Below are 18,926 nucleotides of genomic sequence, written 5' to 3'. Positions count from 1 at the left end.
CAGGAAGAAGATTTCAAACGATTAACATTATTCCTTTCAAACATTGAAAGGTGAGATGAGAACCCTATGCAGCCGATACCTATGTCAAACACTATGACTATACCTATGTATTCGCTCTTTCATTTCACCAGAAACAAAGTATTAACGCCTAAAATTTTGTCTATGGGAAAAGAGATTGATTACTAAATAATGCGGGCACTGTTTTTAAGCGGTACCCGCGGTTCAGAAACGAATATCCTTTAATGAAGGTTTTGAACAATCCTGAAATTTGAAAGACTTTAATCACCCTTAACATCTAAGTTATGATTTCTATCCTACGCCCCAGAGGCGTAAAGATCCCTTACGGGCTTTTAAAGCCAATGCTACTTATGACGGTAGTACTGGGATTGGTAGCAGCTACCAGTCTACGGGTACTTGCAAATGCTACTGCTGCGACCAAAATCACGCTTAATCTCCGCGATGTGGAATTTAAGAAAGTGCTGACTGTAATAGAGAGCCAGAGCGATTATCGCTTTATGTTCAGTAACAGGAACATTCCTAGTGACAGTAAGGTAGACATTAACGTGAAAGATGCGCAGATCACTACTGTGATGGACCTGATTCTGAATAACTCTGGTTATACTTATCAGGAACTCTCTAATAACCTGATCGTGATTATGCCTAAAGGCGCACAGCTGAAGGCAATCAAAGTTATCGGTAAAGTACTCGACCAGACCGGCGAAGCGCTGATCGGGGCTTCTGTTAAGATAAAAGGAACCTCTGACGGGGTGGCAACAGATGAAAATGGTGCATTCACCATCAGTGTTCCGGATGACGCAGTACTGTTAGTGTCTTATGTAGGTTTTAAAACACAGGAGATTCCTGTAAATGGTAAAACTGCTATTACTATTACACTTCAGCCAAACGACAGAATAATGAACGAGGTGGTGGTAACGGCGCTGGGTATCAAAAGAGAGCAGAAAGCACTCGGATACGCAGTAAGTACTATCACGTCTGAACAGATCACTGCTGCCGGCGCTACCAACTTTGCATCTGCATTGTATGGTAAAGCTGCTGGTGTGAAAATCACTACCGCTCCTGGTGGTGCTACCAGTGCGGTGAATATCCAGATTCGTGGTGTGAACTCCCTCAACTATAATACACAACCCCTGTATGTAGTTGATGGTGTGCAGATCAGGAACAACAACGAAAAAGGTGCAGCTGGTACAAACAATGCTGATTACTGGGCAGATAACCGTATCCGTGGTAACGGTATCCTGGATATCAACCCGGCAGACATTGAAAACCTGACAGTATTGAAAGGTGCGAGTGCTACCGCATTGTATGGTTCTGATGCGGCAAGTGGTGTGGTAGTAATCACAACAAAGAAAGGTATGAAAGGTAGAGGTCTGGGCGTTGACCTGAACTACTCAAATACTGCAGAAAGAATTGCTTTTGCTCCTGAATATCAGAATGTGTATGGACCGGGCTATGACCGGACAAGTGCCGGTGCGAATGCAAACGCAGCAGGTTGGGTTCCCATTGGAAACGACGGAACAGTAAGGCCCTACTTTAGGGCCTATGGTCAGTTTGGGCCGAAAATGGAAGGACAGCTTGTACCCTGGTGGGATGGTAGTATGCATCCATATTCACCCCAACCCAACAACTATAATCAACTCTTTCAGAAGGGATACAATTCAAATTTGAATGTATCCCTTTCGAATATGACAGAAAAAGCGAATTACCGCTTCTCTTACACCCGTAACGACTATAAAGGCGTACAGATTGGTGGAGATCAGCAGCGTAATACCTTTAACCTGAATAGTACTATCAAACTGCATAACAAAGTGAGCCTGGATGTTGTGGGTGGTTACGTAAATACCAAGATCACGAACAGGCCAATGCAGATGGCGCGTATCTTCAATAACTTCGGTGGTTTCTTCTCCCGTGCTGAAGATATGGCCGTTGTATTTGACAAGTACAAAACAACAAAAGGTTACAAATTCGTTCCTTGGGACCAGGTGCAGCTGAACCCGGATGAAGCCCTGAAATACAATATCCGTGCGACTGACCTGCTGGATTTCCTCTGGCAGCAGCTGCGTAACCAGGAGATTGAAAAACAGGACCGTCTGTTATCCAGCGTAACCCTGAACGTAGATCTGGCAAAAGGATTAAGATACCGTACACGTGTCGGTAATGACTTCACCAGCATCAACACTGAAAATAAACAGTTTAACGAAAAGCCAATCGCGTTTAACACCGGTTCAAGTACTGGTGGTTATACCGTTTCTAAAGGTCGTTACAGCATAGTTTACAGTGACCAGTTATTGACTTATGCAAGAGACGAAGAAAGCAGAGTGTTTGGTTACTCCGTGAGCGCTGGTTTCCAGACGCGTAAGGAAACCTACAGTGACCAGCGTTCCGCTACCAATGGCGGTCTGGTAACTGCAAACTGGTTCAGTATCAACAACTCTTATAACATTCAGAATACTTCAGAGCAACGTAGTGGTTCATTTAAATACGCTTACCTGGGTATCATGAACCTGAGTTATATGAACTACCTGTTCCTGGAAGGTACTGCCCGTCAGGAGTCTTCCTCAACACTGCCTCATGGTAACAATACCTACTTCTATCCATCTGTGAACACGAGCTTCATCTTTACAGAAGCATTTCACCTGCCAACCATCATTAACTATGGTAAGGTACGTGCTTCCTATGGTCTAGTAGGTAACGCGCCTCCTCCGTTTGAGTCAAACGTTACTTATACACAGAAACCAATTTCTACTGTAACAGGATCAGTGCCATTACTGGTTGCCCAGAGTAACTATGGTAACGAAGGCCTGAGACCAGAGCGTAAGAAAGAGTTTGAGTTTGGTACCGAGGTGAAAATGCTGAACAGCCGTATCGGTTTTGACATCTCTTATTATAACAGTAAAGTGACCGACCTGTTAATGCGTCTGAACGTTGCTGTAAGTAACGGTGCTAAAACAAGGATCACTAACGTAGGTGAGTTGCAGAGCCATGGTATTGAGGTAGCTTTAACCGCTACTCCGATCAAAAATAAGTTAGTGTGGAATACCCGTCTGAACTTTGCGAATAGCGTATCTACCATTAATCAGCTGACAGAAGGCGTTGACCAGATCGTAATGCTGTATGCAGCAAGAAACGGTCTGAAAGTAGTAGCAGAAAAAGGTCAGCCGATCGGTAACATTTATATGTTCCCTCGTAAGACAGACGATAAGGGTAACTTCGTTATCACCGCAAATGGTCTGTATGACGTAGATATCACCAAGTACCAGAAAATGGGTAACCTGTTACCTACAATCGTAGGTGGTTTTGCTAATACTATCAGCTATCATAACCTGACACTGGACTTCATGATCGACTACCGTTTTGGTGGTAAGATCGTTTCTACTCCGATAAAATACCAGACATCAGCAGGTATGTATAAGAGCACACTGTGGGGTCGTGACGAAGAGAATGGCGGTTTGCCATACTACCTGAATGCTGCCGGTGAAATGGTACAGTTACCTAGCCACAATTCAATTCCGCCAAACGGTCCTATCTATCATGACGGTATAATACTGGATGGTGTGACTGCTAATGGTGAGAAGAATACTAAAATGGTACAGGCAGGTTATTACTACATCAACCAGTTTGGTGATGCGGTAAGTGCATGGAACGAGCCAGCTATCCAGAAGAACGACTACGCCAAACTGCGTGAAGTTGTACTGGGTTACAACATCTCTAAAACAGCAGCAGCTAAACTGCGTCTGCAGAGTCTGCGCATGTCCCTGATCGGAAGAAACCTGTTCTATGTATACAGAACACTGAAAAATATCGATCCTGAGGCTCCAATGGGTAGTAGCTGGTTAAAACAAGGTATCGATGAAGGTTCCTCCGGTGCAACCCGTAGTTATGGTTTCAGTATTAACGCCAGCTTCTAATTAATAAATGTGACTTGTTACAAACAGTTATGATTATGAAAAAAACATTAATAAAAATAGGTTGTTTTGTCGCGCTGTCAATTGGTATAGCGGGATGTAAGGGCCAGCTTGATGATTACTACGTAGACCCTGATAAAACAACAAATCCGACTATAGAAAAACTTTTCTCTTCCATCCTGGACAACAACCGCGCAAGGCCTAACTATAGCGAAATGCGTGAGATTGCCCTGCCAATGTGTGCGGCATACTGCCAGACTGCTGCCTGCGACAACAAGGAAGAAAGATGGATTCAGACAGTAAACCCGGTGGAAGCACTGTGGAACGACTATTATACACCAAGCAACCAGGGTACAGATATCAACTATAATACCGGTAATGGTGTTATGGCTCAGTATCGTACTATGCAGCGCCTGTACAATAACCTGCCACTGGATGAGCGTCCTAACTTCAACATCTTCATGATGGCCGGTAAGGCGTTACTGCTTGACCAGACAGCACAGATGATTGATATGTTTGGCGATATTCCATACACCCAGGCAGGTTCACTGGATATGAACAATACTATCTCCAACGCAGCCTTCCAGAATCAGAAAGAACTGTATGACAGTGTTCTGATCGGTTTGAAGGATATCTCTGAGTGGTTTGCAGCTACTACGCCTAACGCGGTGGCAGCAGCATCTTTCAGTGCACAGGATTATCTGATGAAAGGTAGTATTGACAAATGGCGTCGTTATGTAAACTCTCTGCGTTTACGTTACCTGATGCGTATCTCCAGATCTGATGTTGATGAGGCAAGAGCAAAAGATGAAATCGAAGACATCCTGGGCAATCCGATCTTCTATCCACTGGTAGATGGTGATTTTGTAGGTGATAACTACAATCCTGCGAATACCGATATCCTGTTATATCAGCTGACTAACTACAATAACCAGCCGATGAACTCTTTTACAGAGATCAGAGCGCAGATGGCTCCGGAGTTTATGCTGAATAACGTAATGATACCTGCCAATGATCCGCGTATTCCTTTCATGTTTGATAAAAACACCCGTAAGGATGGTACGCCTAACAGATGGTACGGAGCAATGAAACAGACAGAAGTAAACCAGGCCGATAGTATGTTCAACTACTCAATCTGGGATTCTACTACTTACCTGACAAACGCAAAGCTGCCAGGTATCTATATGTCTGCTTCTGAAGTTAACTTCCTCAAAGCAGAAGCTTTTGAGCGTTGGGGGTTATCGGGTGGTACTGCTCAGCAGTCTTATGAGTTGGGTGTTCGTCAGGCAATTGCATTTATCAATTTCCTGCACAACATCAACCCTAACCAGATTGAGCCATTGACACAGCCTTCTACTATCACAGTATCTAACTACCTTTCTAATCCGTTGATCGCCTATACCGGCACATCGGCTAGTAAGCTTGAAAAGATATATACGCAGAAATGGCTGCACTTTAACGTATTACAGTCTCGCCAGGCATGGGCTGAATGGCGTCGTACCGGTTATCCGAGAATCAATATTATACCTGCGACACGTCCGGGTTATGAGATGCCTCCAAACAGGTTCATGTACCCTGCGAGTGAGATTGCATACAACTCAAGCTATGAGGCTATAAGAAACAAGGATACACGCGAAGCTAAAATATTCTGGATGGGAGAATACTAGACAGGATGTAAGAATTATAATTTAGATGGGGGGCAAGGCCACAAAGCTAACAATGGCAGACATTGTTATCTTTGTGGCCTTGCCAATTATACAGGTCTCATATGATGAAAAAGTACATGCTCACGGCAGCGCTGGTAATGACGACATTACTGGTTGCCACCGCACAACGTAAAGCTACCCTTATCAGGGATGGATTTATTATGGATAATCCGCCGGTCCCTGCGGCACATGCTTCTACTATCACTCCGCTGCCTGACGGCGATCTGCTGGCTTCCTGGTTTGGAGGCAGCAGAGAAAGCGCGCCTGATGTAAGTATCTATACTGCCAGATTCCATAAAGGGAAATGGTCTGCCCCCCAGCTGGTAGCAACTGGTATTATAACTGACAGTACACGTTTTGCTGCCTGGAATCCGGTGTTGTTTACCACAAAGGCAGGTAGAGTACTCTTATTCTACAAGGTTGGCCCTAATCCGAGGGAATGGTGGGGAATGATGGTCTCCAGCACTGACAACGGACATACCTGGTCTGCCCCCGAAAGACTGCCTGATAGTATACTGGGACCAATTAAGAATAAGCCTGTACAACTGGCAGATGGAACCATCTTACACCCTTCCAGCACAGAAAGTCTAGATGAAAAAGACTGGCACATTCATGTGGAGCTGTCAGACAGTACCGGACATAACTGGAAGCGGGTAGCTATTGACTGTGATACATTCGGGGTAATTCAGCCTTCAGCCTTGTTTCATAAAGGTAACCGGCTACAGATGCTTTGCCGCAGCAGACAGAATGCTATTGTACAGACCTGGTCTTCAGATAATGGGCTTACCTGGTCTCCGCTCACTAAACAGGACATGTTGAACCCTAATTCCGGGATAGATGCAGTAACTACTTCTAATGGGATGCAGGTGCTGGTCTATAATCCTGCAGTGGCGGGCAAAGACTGGTGGAATGGCAGGAATGAACTGCGTGTGGCAGTCTCCAAAGACGGCGAGCACTGGAAAGATGTTTATGTACTGGTAAAAGAACCTAAGGGTGAGTTCAGCTACCCGGCGGTAATTGCTACGAAAGATGGGTTAATCCATGTAACCTACACTTACGATCGCAAGAATGTAAAGCATGTGGTATTGAAATTATAACATATGTATGCAGGTAGTTGTTGATGCAGCGGAGTTTGAAATGAAGGAGAAGATATAGGGAGCTGGCCTGCGCATGATTATCCGCCGCGAGCTACCTGCTAATAATAACAGCTACACTTGGAATAGTATAAACAAAGCGATATAGGATTACCGGATATGTGTGCAACCACCTGTCCATGTGGCGGAGGGTGATATGACTGAAGATCTGTAAGGTTTGGGCCTGCGTATTATTGTCCGGGAGGAATAACCGGCCGGTAATAGCAGCCATACTTGGAAGAGTATTAAACAAGCAGTATCGAGAATATCTGACATATGTGCAGCAATCTGCCAATGCAGCGTAGGGTAGTAAGTAAATGAGATTAGAGGAATAAAATCAGCCCCGCCTTATTATCCGATAGCAATCTATTTAAATGCAGCAGGTGTATCAAACATTGATACACCTGCTGCATTTTTAGCAATTGTATGTTGTGCATTTGCAATTATCTTCCGTAATTCGTAAGATAAAACAATGCATATGTCTCAACCTGAAGTCTGGATGCGGGGTCCTTTACCCGGAATCCCCTCGTTATTGCAACCTGTGGCGCATGCTCTATTACAGGCACAGGAAGAAATACATGCTATGCTGAACGCATTCCCTGACAACCTGCTTTGGCAACAGCCAGCTGGTGTAGCATCTGTAGGCTTTCATCTCCGGCATATTACGGGGGTGCTTGACAGGCTGTTTACCTATGCCTCAGGAAAGCCCTTGTCTGATATACAGCTGGCCTACCTGGCTGCCGAAAAGACGCCTGAAGATATCTCCGTTCAGCAACTGCTTGCAGCCCTGGATGAACAGCTGTCAAAGACTATTGCCATACTGGAGGCAACAGATGAAAATATACTGACAGACTTCCGGGGAGTTGGAAGGAAACAGCTTCCTTCAACAGTACTGGGACTGATGTTTCACGCAGCAGAGCATACAATGAGGCATACCGGTCAGTTACTGGTTACCGTCAAAGTCTTACAGCCATAGATTAAGGCAATAGTAGTTACCTTACCCCTTTATTTCCCCGGAAATTTATACAAGGTTTAACAAATCGGTCTATATGCCGTTTTTACTTCAGATAGTAATGTGTATGTTCCAGATAGCACTGTTGACAAATGTTTCCGTACTTACAAGGATAGTTTTGGTAACTAATTAATTGTTAATAGAGTTTAAACATTGTTAATACAAATTAAAACCCGCTGTTTATATTTTGCTTTGTTAAAAAAGTCTATATTTTTACTTCAGATAGCTAAATCGATTTTACCTAAATAGAGGAGGCTATCAACGAGGACTGTACAAACGTAATGAAAAAGGGGACTACGTTTACACTGAGAACAGGGGGACGTTAGTCCGACGAACTAAAACGTTATTGAACTTATTAATTTCACTTGTTAAAAAGCCTTTTGATCGGAACCAGAATCATCGCGAAAAACTAAAGCGAACTTATTTCCTGCATTAGCTTAAGGAAATGTTTGATCCCAGGTAATTGCTGCGCATAGTGCTGTAGTTACTTTATTATCTCAACTTTCATAATCGGCAAGTTGGCGATATGGGAAGCGCATGCATTAAACTCCCGTTGTACACCTACAACGAGGGTATAGGGACCGTATTGTCTGATACGCTGCTTAATACCAAAATTGAAATATATGAAGAGAGGCTTCTCATTTTTTTCCCGGGTATGCCTGCACAGCTTATGGATGTTACTCCTTTCGCTGGTTGCATTTTCCCAGAACCGGACCATCACAGGCCGCGTTACTGATGCGCAGGGCAATACGCCATTGCCAGGGGTTACCGTACAGGTAAAAGGTACCAGTAAAGGTACTCAGACCGGCCCGGACGGTACTTACAAACTTGAAATTCCACAAGGTTCCACTACATTGGTTTTTACATTTGTCGGATATAAAAAGTTAGAACAACCTATCAGTGCCTCTGCTACTACCAATGCAACGCTGGCTGCTGACGTAACTGCTCTGAAAGATGTTGTGGTAGTAGGTTATGGTACACAAAAGAAAACAGAGGTAACCTCTGCGATTGCGTCTATCAGCCAGGAGGATTTCAGACAGAGTGGTGCTCGTAATCCATTAGACCTGGTACAGGGTAAAGTTGCAGGTTTGCAGATCACCCGTACAAGTGGTTCTAACCCTAACACCAGCCCTGCTATACAGGTACGTAGTGCTACTACCCTGAATAACAATCAGGGACCACTTGTAGTAATAGATGGTATCCCTAACGGTAACCTGGATCTGTTACAACAGGATGATATCGAGTCTATCTCTGTATTGAAAGATGGTTCTGCTGCTGCTATCTATGGTACCCAGGCAAACGCCGGTGTAATACTCGTTACTACTAAACGTGGTAAAGCTGGTGGGAGCCGTGTTGACTATAACACCTACTTCCGTAAGGAATATCTGCAACGCAGACCTGACTTCCTCTCACCCGATGAATATGCTGCTAAAATAGCCAGCGGTGAAATCGTTACTACAGACAGAGGTCACAGAACAGACTTCCTGGATCTCCTGATCAATGACAACAATCTGACCCAGTATCATAACCTGGCCTTCTCTGGCGGAAACGATGGTGCAAACTACCGTGCCAGCGTTTACTATAATAACATGGAAGGTTTGCTGAAAGAAAATGGTCGTCAGCAATATGGTGGTCGTTTGAGTATCACTTCCAAAGGCCTGGATAACCGCCTGACTGCACAGTTCAATCTGGCAACTAACTTTAACAAGGCTAATCTGCTGACTGATGGTGGTAACCTCAACGGATACCTTACCTTCCAGCCTACTTACTCTCCATATAATGAGGATGGTTCCTGGTACTTTGAACAAACCAGTACAAACGAACTGGCCCGCTTGCACCAGCAGACAGACATTCTGCAACAGCAAACTACTTCCGGAGATGCTAAAGTGACACTGGATATCGTAAAAGGCCTGAAAGGCTCCATCTTCGGCTCCATAATACGTGATAACCTCAACAGAGCACAATATGCAGAACGTGCTTCAGAACTTTCCATTGAACAGAGACAAGGTGGTGGTTATGCATACCAGCAGAGCGAACTGAAACTGAAGTATGCAGTTGAGCCAACCCTCGAATACAATCTGACACTGGACAGGCATAATATCTCTGCAGTAGGTGGTTACAGCTACCGTTATGAAGTGAATCAGGGATTTGATGCGAACAACTACGGATTCCAGAACGATATCTTCAGAGAAAATAACCTGAATGCAGGTAACCAGCTCGTGCTTGGTAAAGCAGGTATGGGCAGCTATAAAAATGATAATACCCTGATTGCATTTTTCGGAAGAGTGAACTACGTGTTCAACGATAAGTATATGGCTTCTGCGATCATCCGTCGTGAAGGCTCTTCAAGATTTGGTGCTAACAACAAATGGGGTAACTTCCCTGCTATCTCTGCCGGTTGGAACGTGCACAAAGAGTCATTCCTGCAGGATGCTGCCTTCATCAGTCAGTTGAAACTGAGACTTGGTTACGGTATCACCGGTAACTCAGGCTTTGATAACTATGCCTCCCTGGTAACAATGGGTACCGGCGGTAACTATATCAACCCTGATGGCGTATGGCGCCAAACATATGGCCCTAACAGAAACCCTAATCCGGATCTGAGATGGGAGACTAAAAGAGAATGGAACCTTGGTATTGACTACGGCTTCTTCAATGGCCGTCTGAGTGGTGCCTTAGACCTGTTCCGTCGTAAGACTGTGGATGTATTATCTACTTTCACTTCCCAGGTGCCATCATTCGTACAGCGCTCAATCTATACCAACGTAGGTTCATTCGAGTCTCAGGGTATAGAGCTGTCTGTGAACGCAACTATTATGGAGAAGAAAGATTTCCGCTGGACTACCGATGTAGCCTTCAGTAACATCAGCAACAAGATGACATCTTTCTCCAACGATATCTACAAACTGACTTTCATTGATCGTGGCGATATCGGTGGTTACGGTGCACTGGGTACTGCTCTCCGTACTTATGAGGGTGGTAGAATCGGTAACTTCTACGGTAAACGTTTTGCAGGTTTCACTGATGAAGGTAAATGGCGCTTCTATAAAGCTGACGGAACAACTGGCCCAGCTGATGAGATCAGCCGTGATAAAGACTTCGCAGTAATCGGAAATGGTATTCCTAAATACCAGGCATCCATGACTAACACCTTCCGTTATAAGAACTGGGACCTGCGTGTGTTCATGCGTGGTAAATTCGGTTATCAGATCCTGAATACCCTGGAAATGCTGTACGGTAACAGACAAGGTCTGCCAAGTAATGTACTGAGAAGCACATTTACCAAACATGCTAAGCTGAACGACAGCTTCCAGTATTCTGACTACTACCTCGAGAACGGTAGCTTCGTAAAACTGGATGAGGTAACATTAGGCTACAACGTACCATTCCGCAACAAATACATCCGCAGTATGAGAGTTTACTTCACTGGCGGTAACCTGGCTACTATCACCGGTTATTCCGGTAATGATCCTGATTTCGTAAAAGATACAGGTCTGAACCCAGGTATCGATGCACTGAACAACAGTGATGACCGTAGATCTTACCTGAGCTCAAGAAGCTTCATGTTTGGTCTGAATGTAAGCTTCTGATAAAATAAACAAAACAATCAAGGATGAAACGTATTACCAAAATAGCAACATATGCCGCACTTGCATTACTTCCGGTATTTGCAAGCAGTTGTACTGATCTGACTGAAAATGTGTACGACCAGATCATTACCGACGATTTCTATAATAATAAAGACGAAGTAGTATCCGCAGTATTAAGACCATACACCCATGCTAATGCCTGGGTAACGCCTGGTCAGAACGGTTGGTGGAGACTCAGTGAATTATCTGCCGATCAGCTGGCATGGCCACAGAAAGGTCGTCATGGCTACGATGGTGGTAACTGGATCCGCCTGCATTATCATAGCTGGCTGGTAGATGATGGTCCGATAGCTGATTGCTGGTACCTGCTGTGGACCGGTATTGGTTTCTGTACTACTGCTATTGAGAATATCGAAAAACGTGATGCCGGATCTATGGGTATTACCCAGGCAGAGAAAGATGCTTATGTATCTGATCTGCGCCTGTTCCGTGCATTCCACTATCTGCGCGTAATGGACCTGTGGGGTAATGTGCCTATCGTTACACAGATCGGTAACCCGATCAACCCTCCTACGGCAGAACGTAAGGATGTATTCAACTTTATCGAAAAAGAAATCCTCGATCATATTGACGCTGCTCCGGTATTAAGCAAGTCTTTCATTGGTCGTATGTCTAAAGCCAGCGCTTATGCTATGCTGGTGGAATTATACCTGAACGCTGAGAAGTGGACTGGTACACCAAGATGGGATGATTGTATCGCTGCATCTAATAAGCTGATCAATGGTGAAGCCGGTGGTATGAATGGTGCACTTGCACTCGATCCGAATATCACTGATACTTACAAGCCAACCAACCACCTGTCTAAAGAGATCATCTTCTCGATCGCTTACGACTTCCAGGTGTCTAACTTTACACCACAGTGGACCGGCGACTTCTATCACTTCAACCAGGGACTGATCAACGGTAACGATCGTAATGGTAATGACGGTGTAGTAGTAATTCCAGGTGTGTATACCACTTTTGATGATACTGACAAACGTAAGAAAGAGTGGATCTCTGAAGGTCCGCAATGGAAATACGGTACTAACAATACTGAGCCCGTAATAGCCAGTGGTGGTAACGAGTATAACGGCGAGCAGCTGGTATTTGTGGATAACATCCGTAAAAACAAACTCGGTAGTACACTGTCTGATATGACGCAGGGTGAGGAGAACAGTGGTGTACGTTTTAACAAGTACAAACTGGGGCCTATCACTGATCCGAACTACAGAAGTACTGACTGGGCAGTATACCGTTTAACATGGGTATATTTTGCAAAAGCAGAAGCGCTGATGCGTAAAAACAATGGCGCTGCTACCCAGGAAGCTGTTGACCTGGTTAATACTTGCAAGCAACGTGCATATGATGCAGAAGTATGGGAAACTAAAAAGTATACTACTGCGACCCTGACTATGGACGAACTGCTGGCAGAGCTGGGACGTGAGTTTATCTTCGAAGGCTACCGTCGTCAGGAACTGATCCGCTGGGGTAAGTTTACAACTGCCAGCTGGTGGGATCATAAACCAAGTGAAAGCTTCAGAGAACTGTTTGCCATTCCATACGCTCAAAGAGCTTTAAACGTTAACCTGAAACAAAACCCAGGTTATCCAAATTAATAGTATTAGGAAACACTGCTTTGCTCTCAATGCGGTTTAAATAACGAACATCTGATGCCGTCCCTTGCCGGGGGCGGCATCGTGTTTTTATTCAGTATCAAATAGCGATAGTTGTATACTGTTATCAGACCTTGCTGCAGATATGATCTCTCCGAAATTAGATAAGGAAATACCTAGTAGTCTGACTGGTTTGTCTTCGGGTTCAGTAGCCAGCAGTAGCTGTTTTGCTGTATCGAGTATTTTATCCAGTTCGCCGATAGGAAAGGGGAATGACTGGTTTCTGGTAATTTGTCTGAAGTCGCTGTACTTCACCTTCAAGGTCACTGTCCGCCCTTTGAGGCCGTACCGCTTTAATCGCTCACATACAGTACCGGCAATCTTTTCCAGTTCTGCATACATCTCTTCTGTCTTCGTCAGGTCGTAGGGAAATGTGTCTTCTGCCCCTAGTGATTTAGTTTCACGGTGAGGCTGTACTTCTCTGTCGTCTATTCCTCTTACTATTCTGAAGTAAAAGCCTCCTGGTTTACCAAAGTGCTGTTTGAGATCATTTTCTGATAAGCGCTTCAGGTCTGCCCCGGTATGTAAGCCCATCCGTTTCATCTTTTCGGCGGTTACTTTACCAACGCCGAAGAATTTCTCCACCGGTAGCTTTTCCATAAAGCTTTCTATAGAAGAGGGGCCGATAAAAGTAAGTCCGTCGGGCTTATTCAGGTCAGATGCTATTTTGGCTACAAACTTATTAACAGATACTCCTGCTGATGCGGTAAGCTGTAGTTCTTCCCGGATGGCCTGCTTGATCAGTTTAGCTATTTCAATGGCAGAGCCGATCTGTTGTTTGTCTTCGGTCACATCGAGGAAAGCCTCATCGAGGGAGAGGGGTTCAATAATATCCGTGTAACGGGCAAATATCTCCCGTATTTTGCGGGATACCTCTTTATAAATATCAAACCTTGGGCGGACGAAGATAATGTCAGGACAGAGCTGTAATGCCCTTTTTGAAGGCATGGCTGATCTTACGCCAAACTTCCGGGCTTCATAACTGGCGGTAGCAACCACACCACCTCTGCCTTCGGGAGAACCGCCTACTGCAATAGCCTTACCTCTGTATTCAGGGTGGTCACGTTGTTCTACGGATGCATAAAACGCATCCATATCAATATGAATGATCTTCCGTTGTTTCTTGTTCTTTTCACTTTCCATGGTGGCCGCAGTGCTACAAAGCTACATCAGTTTGCCGAGGAAATCTTCCGCATGCCGCAGATGTGACTTGATTACTGATTTGTCCATCTTATCCAGCATTTTTACCAGCATTCCGAGGCGCTGGTTGTCACCCAGGAACTCCCGGTGCTTATGCAGGAAGCGCCAGAATAATCCATCCCATATATTACACCAGTCCCCCTTCGGATAATTACTCATCTTTAATACATAATTACTGCTGCTGATATAAGGTTTAGTACTCATCAGTCCTCCATCGGCAAACTGGCTCATGCCATATACGTTGGGCACCATTACCCAGTCATAGGCATCAATATACAGTTCCATAAACCACTGATAAACAGCGTCGGGGTGTAGCTCACACAGCAGCATAAAATTACCCAGTATCATCAGTCGTTCTATGTGGTGGGTATATCCGTGCCGGTGTAGTTTATGAATAGTCTGATCTATAGGAGGGATGCCGGTAGTACCCTTATACATACTATCGGGCATAGGCGTTTCATGATCCCAGAAGTTGGTAGTACGTTGCCGGCTCCCTTCCCGCCGGTAAAGTATCCGCATGAACTCCCGCCAGCCAAGTATCTGCCTGACAAATCCTTCCAGTGAATTGATCGGTACTTTATAGGCCGGCGCCATTTCCAGTGCCTTTTCCAGTATCTGCATCGGCAGTAATAATCCGATGTTTAGTGCTGGCGTTAGCATACTATGGTAGAGTATGCTTTCTGTCTGCGCAATAGCATCTTCATAGATACCGAATTTCTTAAAACGTTCTTCCAGGAACTGTTCCAGCCAGTTTTCTGCCTGCTGATGTGTGACAGGATAGCGAAAGGAGGATGCCTCTCCGGGATTGTCGGAGAAGTGCTGTTGTACATAACTGATAGCTTCTTTGAGGTAATTACCAGCAGCCGGAAACCTGATATCCGGGATGCTTTCTCCTTTAGGAATCTTTTTCCGGTTGTCCTGGTCAAAGCTCCAATGACCGCCAACCGGGCCTTTATGGTCTATAAGGATATTGCGCGTTTTCCGCTGATGGATATAGAAGTCCTGCATGAAATACCTTTTCCTGCTGTCAAAATATTCAGCAACTTCTTCCGGTTGATTGATAAAGCCGGGATTCGGATAAGCAGTAAGCTTCATGTCATATTGCCGGCAATACCTGTTAAGCCTTCTTTCCAGCAGATAGTCGTCAGTGTCTGCATAATGTAATTCATGTATATGTTTGCTGTGCAACCATTTCACAAAGTCTCTGACGGCAGCATATTGATGGTGCGCGTCAATGTAAGTTACCTCATAACCTTTCTTTTCCAGATAATGCTGGTAGTACTTCATACCTGCGCGGTGCAATACCAGTTTATGCTGATGGAAAGGATACTGCAGGAAATATAACGATTCCTCTACCAGGTATACTGGCCTGCTTTTGTCCAGTGCCGGGTGCTGCTTATACAACTGATGGGGAAAGATGATGCTTACCGCTTCCTTTGCCATAAAGATGTTTTAGGGGAGGGGTACAAAGAACATACCCTTTCCCGTATTAACAGTAATAGTAAAATAATTGTTAAAGTGCCCGGCCTTTTTGTGGAATGTCAGGGTCATCCGCATCCTAACCAAAATGAACGTTCACCCTAAAACTATTGCTGTATGTATGCTACCCTACAGTTATTCGCAGGTATATCTCTCCCGGCATGGTTATCCATTCATAGTGGTTTTTCCTCCACTGAGAAAGAAAAGCCTGTTATACCCATAAAAGATGATGAAAAGGTGGTAAAATGGTATATCAAACCTGGTAATAACTGGGTATACCAATCCGGGAATGGCGACTGTTATCTGCTCATTAATATCAGTAGCACGAAAGGTCTGGCCGCGCCATCAAAGACACTGCCTGACAGGTCGTTTGTTACAGGGAATGTGCAGGTGCTGCAAGCAGAGAAGCAACATAAAAGTATAGCCAGTGTGGTGGCACAGCATGCAACGGTAGATGTAACTATCCCTCCAGGTCTGACTTGTGTGAAGGTATATGGAAGTCCGTACGAGGTGACAGAAGGCAGCGTTCTGATGCGGTTAAATAACCTGTATGCAGATTATGCGAGGTCCCTGCTGGTCCATCTGAAGAGCAAAGGTTCATTCACTAGCAATCTTCGGATAGATTGTACATTGGAGTATACCGATACCGCTACGTCCGAACGGGTAAAAGAAGGAAGGCCTGTGCAGCTGCTGCTTACGACAGACAAAGATCTGATCAGGAGTGGCGAAGCGCCAGATGTTCAGGCAATGCTGGCGTTATTAGCATCAACGCCTTATTTTGACACGATCAGCCAGGGTGGATACGAGGGATGATGGCAGGAATAAAGCCTGGTCATAATGATCAGGCTTTATCGTTTATGAGCAGCAGGAATACGAAATCCCTGATGCGAATCTGGCGGAGGAGAGAACTTATCAGGAGGCTGCTGCTGCCATTTCTAACTCTTCGTCGGCACTTGGTCCGTAGCTACCGGGAATTGGTATATTCAAGAGACGGAGGAACACGCCGAGTTGCGCACGATGGTGTACAATCTGGCTGTAAGTAACACGGATGAACTCAGCTTTTGTGGATTTGCTGTAGATCTCGTCACCATTTCTCAGTACCCATTCTTCGTCCAGCTGAGGTAAAGCTGCTTTTTCCAGCTGAGCTTTTCCGTCGGTAACATTCTCTTCAAAATAGGCGAGGAGCTCTTGTATGTTAGTAACTACTTTCGGAGCGTATGGGGATGTGGTAAAATCCAGTTCGGGAGTATTTAAAACCATGCCTACCCAGCCTGGTAATTCTGCAATATGAGTAGCCAACCGGATAACAGACATGCTTTTAGGGTGGGGTTGCCACTCAAATTTGTCTTGTGGGATAATGGAAAGCATCTTACGGGTTGTCTGAGCTTCCAGTTCCATTTCGTTAATGAGAGATTGAATGATTTCCATAATTGTGTGTTTTTGTGATTGTGTAACAAAGTAACGAGCGGCTTGTGACAACCCTATGTCAGTAGTGAAGTCAGAAAGGTGGATTTATTTTTTGGAGCTCCTTTTCAGGACGAAAAGCCAGATTTGCTTGGCCGTCGCTTGGCCGTCGCTAGTTCGTCGCTTGTTCGTTCAGTGGAAGGCGCTGATTTACCTTCTGGCCGTTGCAGGTTTATTGCTTGTTCATTCAGTAGAGGGAGCAATTTCATGTACTGGTTGTCGCCTGGTCCTTCCGTAGTGTCTGGTATAGCGCTGTGGATAGCAGTTTACCGGCCGCCTAAGTTCCCATTCACTAGGTACTACAAACTAGGGAAACAAGCAGGACATGGCCTCACTTCCGCGGCATGCCTTCTTTTGGGGATAGTACGTCATTGCCGGTAATAGAAAAGAGGTTGCTGCTCCACTAGTATTTTCTTATACTTACACCGGTTATATAACAGTCAGGTTCCCGCAGAACGATACTGTTCAGTATAAATACCAGCCTTATGGTATAATGGTATCGTAATAGGAATGTGACTTTTAGTACGTGTAATTAAATGAACATTATAAATACGAGATGCAGATGAAAAGACAAACGCTTCTGGTGGCTGTTCTCACCTTACTGAGCTACACTGTGATGGCCCAGAAAATAACAGTGGCCTCTTATAATATGCGTAATGATAATAATACGGAAGATGCTGAACAAGGCAATGGATGGAAGCAGCGTTATCCGGTGATTGCCTCCATGATCAGGTTTCATGGTTTTGATATATTCGGTACGCAGGAATGTATGCACCATCAGTTGGAGAACCTGAAAGACACCTTACCTGGATTTGAATACATCGGGGTTGGCCGTGATGATGGAAAGGAAGCAGGTGAGTATTCTGCTATCTTTTACAATAAAAGCAAGTTCAGGCTACTGGAACATGGCGATTTCTGGATGGCGGAGGTAACTGACAAGCCTAACAAGGGGTGGGATGCAGTATTACCGAGGCTGTGTTCCTGGGGTAAGTTTAAGGAGATCAGATCTGGGTTTACTTTCTATTTCTTTAACCTGCATATGGACCATGTCGGCGTAAAAGCCCGTGCGGAGAGTGCTAAGCTGGTGATGGATAAAGTAAGGAAGATGGCTGGTAATACGCCAACTATTGTAACCGGAGACTTCAACGTGGATCAACGCAGTGAATCTTATACACTGATCAATACTTCCGGTTTGCTGAAAGATGCTTACGAGAGCACCGCTGTGCGGTATGCGGAGAATGGCACTTTCAATGCGTTCAATCCGAATAGTAAGACCGACAGCCGTATTGATCATATTTTCCTGACCAATCGTTTTAAGGTGGAAAAATATGGTATTCTGACAGATACTTACCGTGGTCCGGTAGTGGCCGACGGCAAGGAAGAGAAGGTACAATCGGCTAACTTTCCAAAGGAAGTGTCGCTGAATAAATATGTGGCCCGGGTACCTTCAGATCACTTCCCGGTGATGGTAGTGCTCTCCTGGAAAAAGTAAATATTGATTATTTAGTGAAAAAAGCTCCTGCTGGTATCATCTGGCAGGAGCTTTTTGAATTTTTTTAGAATATTTTTTTTGACACAACAGATAGTTAGGAGTGCGGCTGGATAAAGTAAGGATAAGTTATTAAGGAGTAAGGAAAAAGCTTATCATGATCCTGTTTTTTTCTGCTGACGACGAGTAGTAGTACTCATCTGTGTTTCCATGAGTAC

Annotated in this window: 11 protein-coding genes; 8 read left to right on the top strand and 3 right to left on the bottom strand. The window is 44.8% G+C overall.

What is annotated here, in order from left to right; genetic code table 11:
- The first annotated feature begins 302 nt into the window (after nt 1-302).
- The 6 genes from K1Y79_RS27090 (at nt 303) to K1Y79_RS27065 (ending at nt 13,019) form a co-directional block, all read left to right on the top strand.
- Nucleotides 303-3,926, top strand: coding sequence for a SusC/RagA family TonB-linked outer membrane protein (locus K1Y79_RS27090; protein WP_236059877.1), 3,624 nt, complete (start codon nt 303-305; stop codon nt 3,924-3,926).
- 35 nt (nt 3,927-3,961) lie between these two features.
- Nucleotides 3,962-5,590 carry a SusD/RagB family nutrient-binding outer membrane lipoprotein gene (locus tag K1Y79_RS27085; RefSeq protein WP_220253354.1) on the top strand — a complete coding sequence of 543 codons (1,629 nt, stop codon included), beginning with the start codon at nt 3,962-3,964 and terminating at the stop codon, nt 5,588-5,590.
- 101 nt (nt 5,591-5,691) lie between these two features.
- Entirely contained in the window at nt 5,692-6,726 is a 1,035-nt protein-coding gene (locus tag K1Y79_RS27080; RefSeq protein WP_220253353.1) for a sialidase family protein, read from the top strand.
- Between the two features lie 514 nt (nt 6,727-7,240).
- Nucleotides 7,241-7,738 (top strand): DinB family protein, encoded by a 498-nt coding sequence (locus K1Y79_RS27075; RefSeq protein WP_220253352.1) that lies wholly within the window; start codon nt 7,241-7,243, stop codon nt 7,736-7,738.
- 659 nt (nt 7,739-8,397) lie between these two features.
- Entirely contained in the window at nt 8,398-11,364 is a 2,967-nt protein-coding gene (locus K1Y79_RS27070) for a SusC/RagA family TonB-linked outer membrane protein (RefSeq protein WP_236059874.1), read from the top strand.
- Between the two features lie 23 nt (nt 11,365-11,387).
- A complete protein-coding gene (locus K1Y79_RS27065; RefSeq protein WP_220253351.1) occupies nt 11,388-13,019 on the top strand; it encodes a RagB/SusD family nutrient uptake outer membrane protein in 1,632 nt (543 codons plus the stop codon).
- A gap of 87 nt (nt 13,020-13,106) precedes the next feature.
- On the opposite strand, the gene dinB is transcribed toward K1Y79_RS27065, so the two are convergent.
- Together dinB and K1Y79_RS27055 are read right to left on the bottom strand one after the other, a co-directional pair.
- Nucleotides 13,107-14,219 (bottom strand): DNA polymerase IV, encoded by a 1,113-nt coding sequence (gene dinB / locus K1Y79_RS27060; RefSeq protein WP_220253350.1) that lies wholly within the window; start codon nt 14,217-14,219, stop codon nt 13,107-13,109.
- A 21-nt stretch (nt 14,220-14,240) separates the two neighbouring features.
- Nucleotides 14,241-15,719 carry a cryptochrome/photolyase family protein gene (locus K1Y79_RS27055; protein WP_220253349.1) on the bottom strand — a complete coding sequence of 493 codons (1,479 nt, stop codon included), beginning with the start codon at nt 15,717-15,719 and terminating at the stop codon, nt 14,241-14,243.
- Between the two features lie 153 nt (nt 15,720-15,872).
- Between K1Y79_RS27055 and K1Y79_RS27050 the strand changes: the two genes are divergently transcribed.
- Complete coding sequence (locus tag K1Y79_RS27050) at nt 15,873-16,568, top strand: hypothetical protein (RefSeq protein WP_220253348.1); 696 nt, start codon at nt 15,873-15,875, stop codon at nt 16,566-16,568.
- Between the two features lie 99 nt (nt 16,569-16,667).
- On the opposite strand, the gene K1Y79_RS27045 is transcribed toward K1Y79_RS27050, so the two are convergent.
- Nucleotides 16,668-17,183 carry a DinB family protein gene (locus K1Y79_RS27045; protein ID WP_220253347.1) on the bottom strand — a complete coding sequence of 172 codons (516 nt, stop codon included), beginning with the start codon at nt 17,181-17,183 and terminating at the stop codon, nt 16,668-16,670.
- 598 nt (nt 17,184-17,781) lie between these two features.
- Here K1Y79_RS27045 and K1Y79_RS27040 point away from each other — a divergent pair.
- A complete protein-coding gene (locus K1Y79_RS27040) occupies nt 17,782-18,711 on the top strand; it encodes an endonuclease/exonuclease/phosphatase family protein (RefSeq protein ID WP_220253346.1) in 930 nt (309 codons plus the stop codon).
- The last annotated feature ends 215 nt before the right edge of the window (nt 18,712-18,926 follow it).

The organism is Chitinophaga rhizophila (assembly GCF_019492185.1).
Classification (GTDB): Bacteria; Bacteroidota; Bacteroidia; order Chitinophagales; family Chitinophagaceae; genus Chitinophaga; species Chitinophaga rhizophila.
The sequence above is the reverse complement of the archived record's forward strand: the minus strand, read 5'-3'. Positions and strand labels throughout refer to the sequence as shown.

Bases quoted from the DNA above. Each gene is read 5' to 3' on its own strand.
- K1Y79_RS27090 (WP_236059877.1), top strand. From the start codon at position 303: ATGATTTCTATCCTACGCCCCAGAGGCGTAAAGATCCCTTACGGGCTT.
- K1Y79_RS27085 (WP_220253354.1), top strand. From the start codon at position 3,962: ATGAAAAAAACATTAATAAAAATAGGTTGTTTTGTCGCGCTGTCAATT.
- K1Y79_RS27080 (WP_220253353.1), top strand. From the start codon at position 5,692: ATGATGAAAAAGTACATGCTCACGGCAGCGCTGGTAATGACGACATTA.
- K1Y79_RS27075 (WP_220253352.1), top strand. From the start codon at position 7,241: ATGTCTCAACCTGAAGTCTGGATGCGGGGTCCTTTACCCGGAATCCCC.
- K1Y79_RS27070 (WP_236059874.1), top strand. From the start codon at position 8,398: ATGAAGAGAGGCTTCTCATTTTTTTCCCGGGTATGCCTGCACAGCTTA.
- K1Y79_RS27065 (WP_220253351.1), top strand. From the start codon at position 11,388: ATGAAACGTATTACCAAAATAGCAACATATGCCGCACTTGCATTACTT.
- dinB (WP_220253350.1), bottom strand. From the start codon at position 14,219: ATGGAAAGTGAAAAGAACAAGAAACAACGGAAGATCATTCATATTGAT.
- K1Y79_RS27055 (WP_220253349.1), bottom strand. From the start codon at position 15,719: ATGGCAAAGGAAGCGGTAAGCATCATCTTTCCCCATCAGTTGTATAAG.
- K1Y79_RS27050 (WP_220253348.1), top strand. From the start codon at position 15,873: ATGTATGCTACCCTACAGTTATTCGCAGGTATATCTCTCCCGGCATGG.
- K1Y79_RS27045 (WP_220253347.1), bottom strand. From the start codon at position 17,183: ATGGAAATCATTCAATCTCTCATTAACGAAATGGAACTGGAAGCTCAG.
- K1Y79_RS27040 (WP_220253346.1), top strand. From the start codon at position 17,782: ATGAAAAGACAAACGCTTCTGGTGGCTGTTCTCACCTTACTGAGCTAC.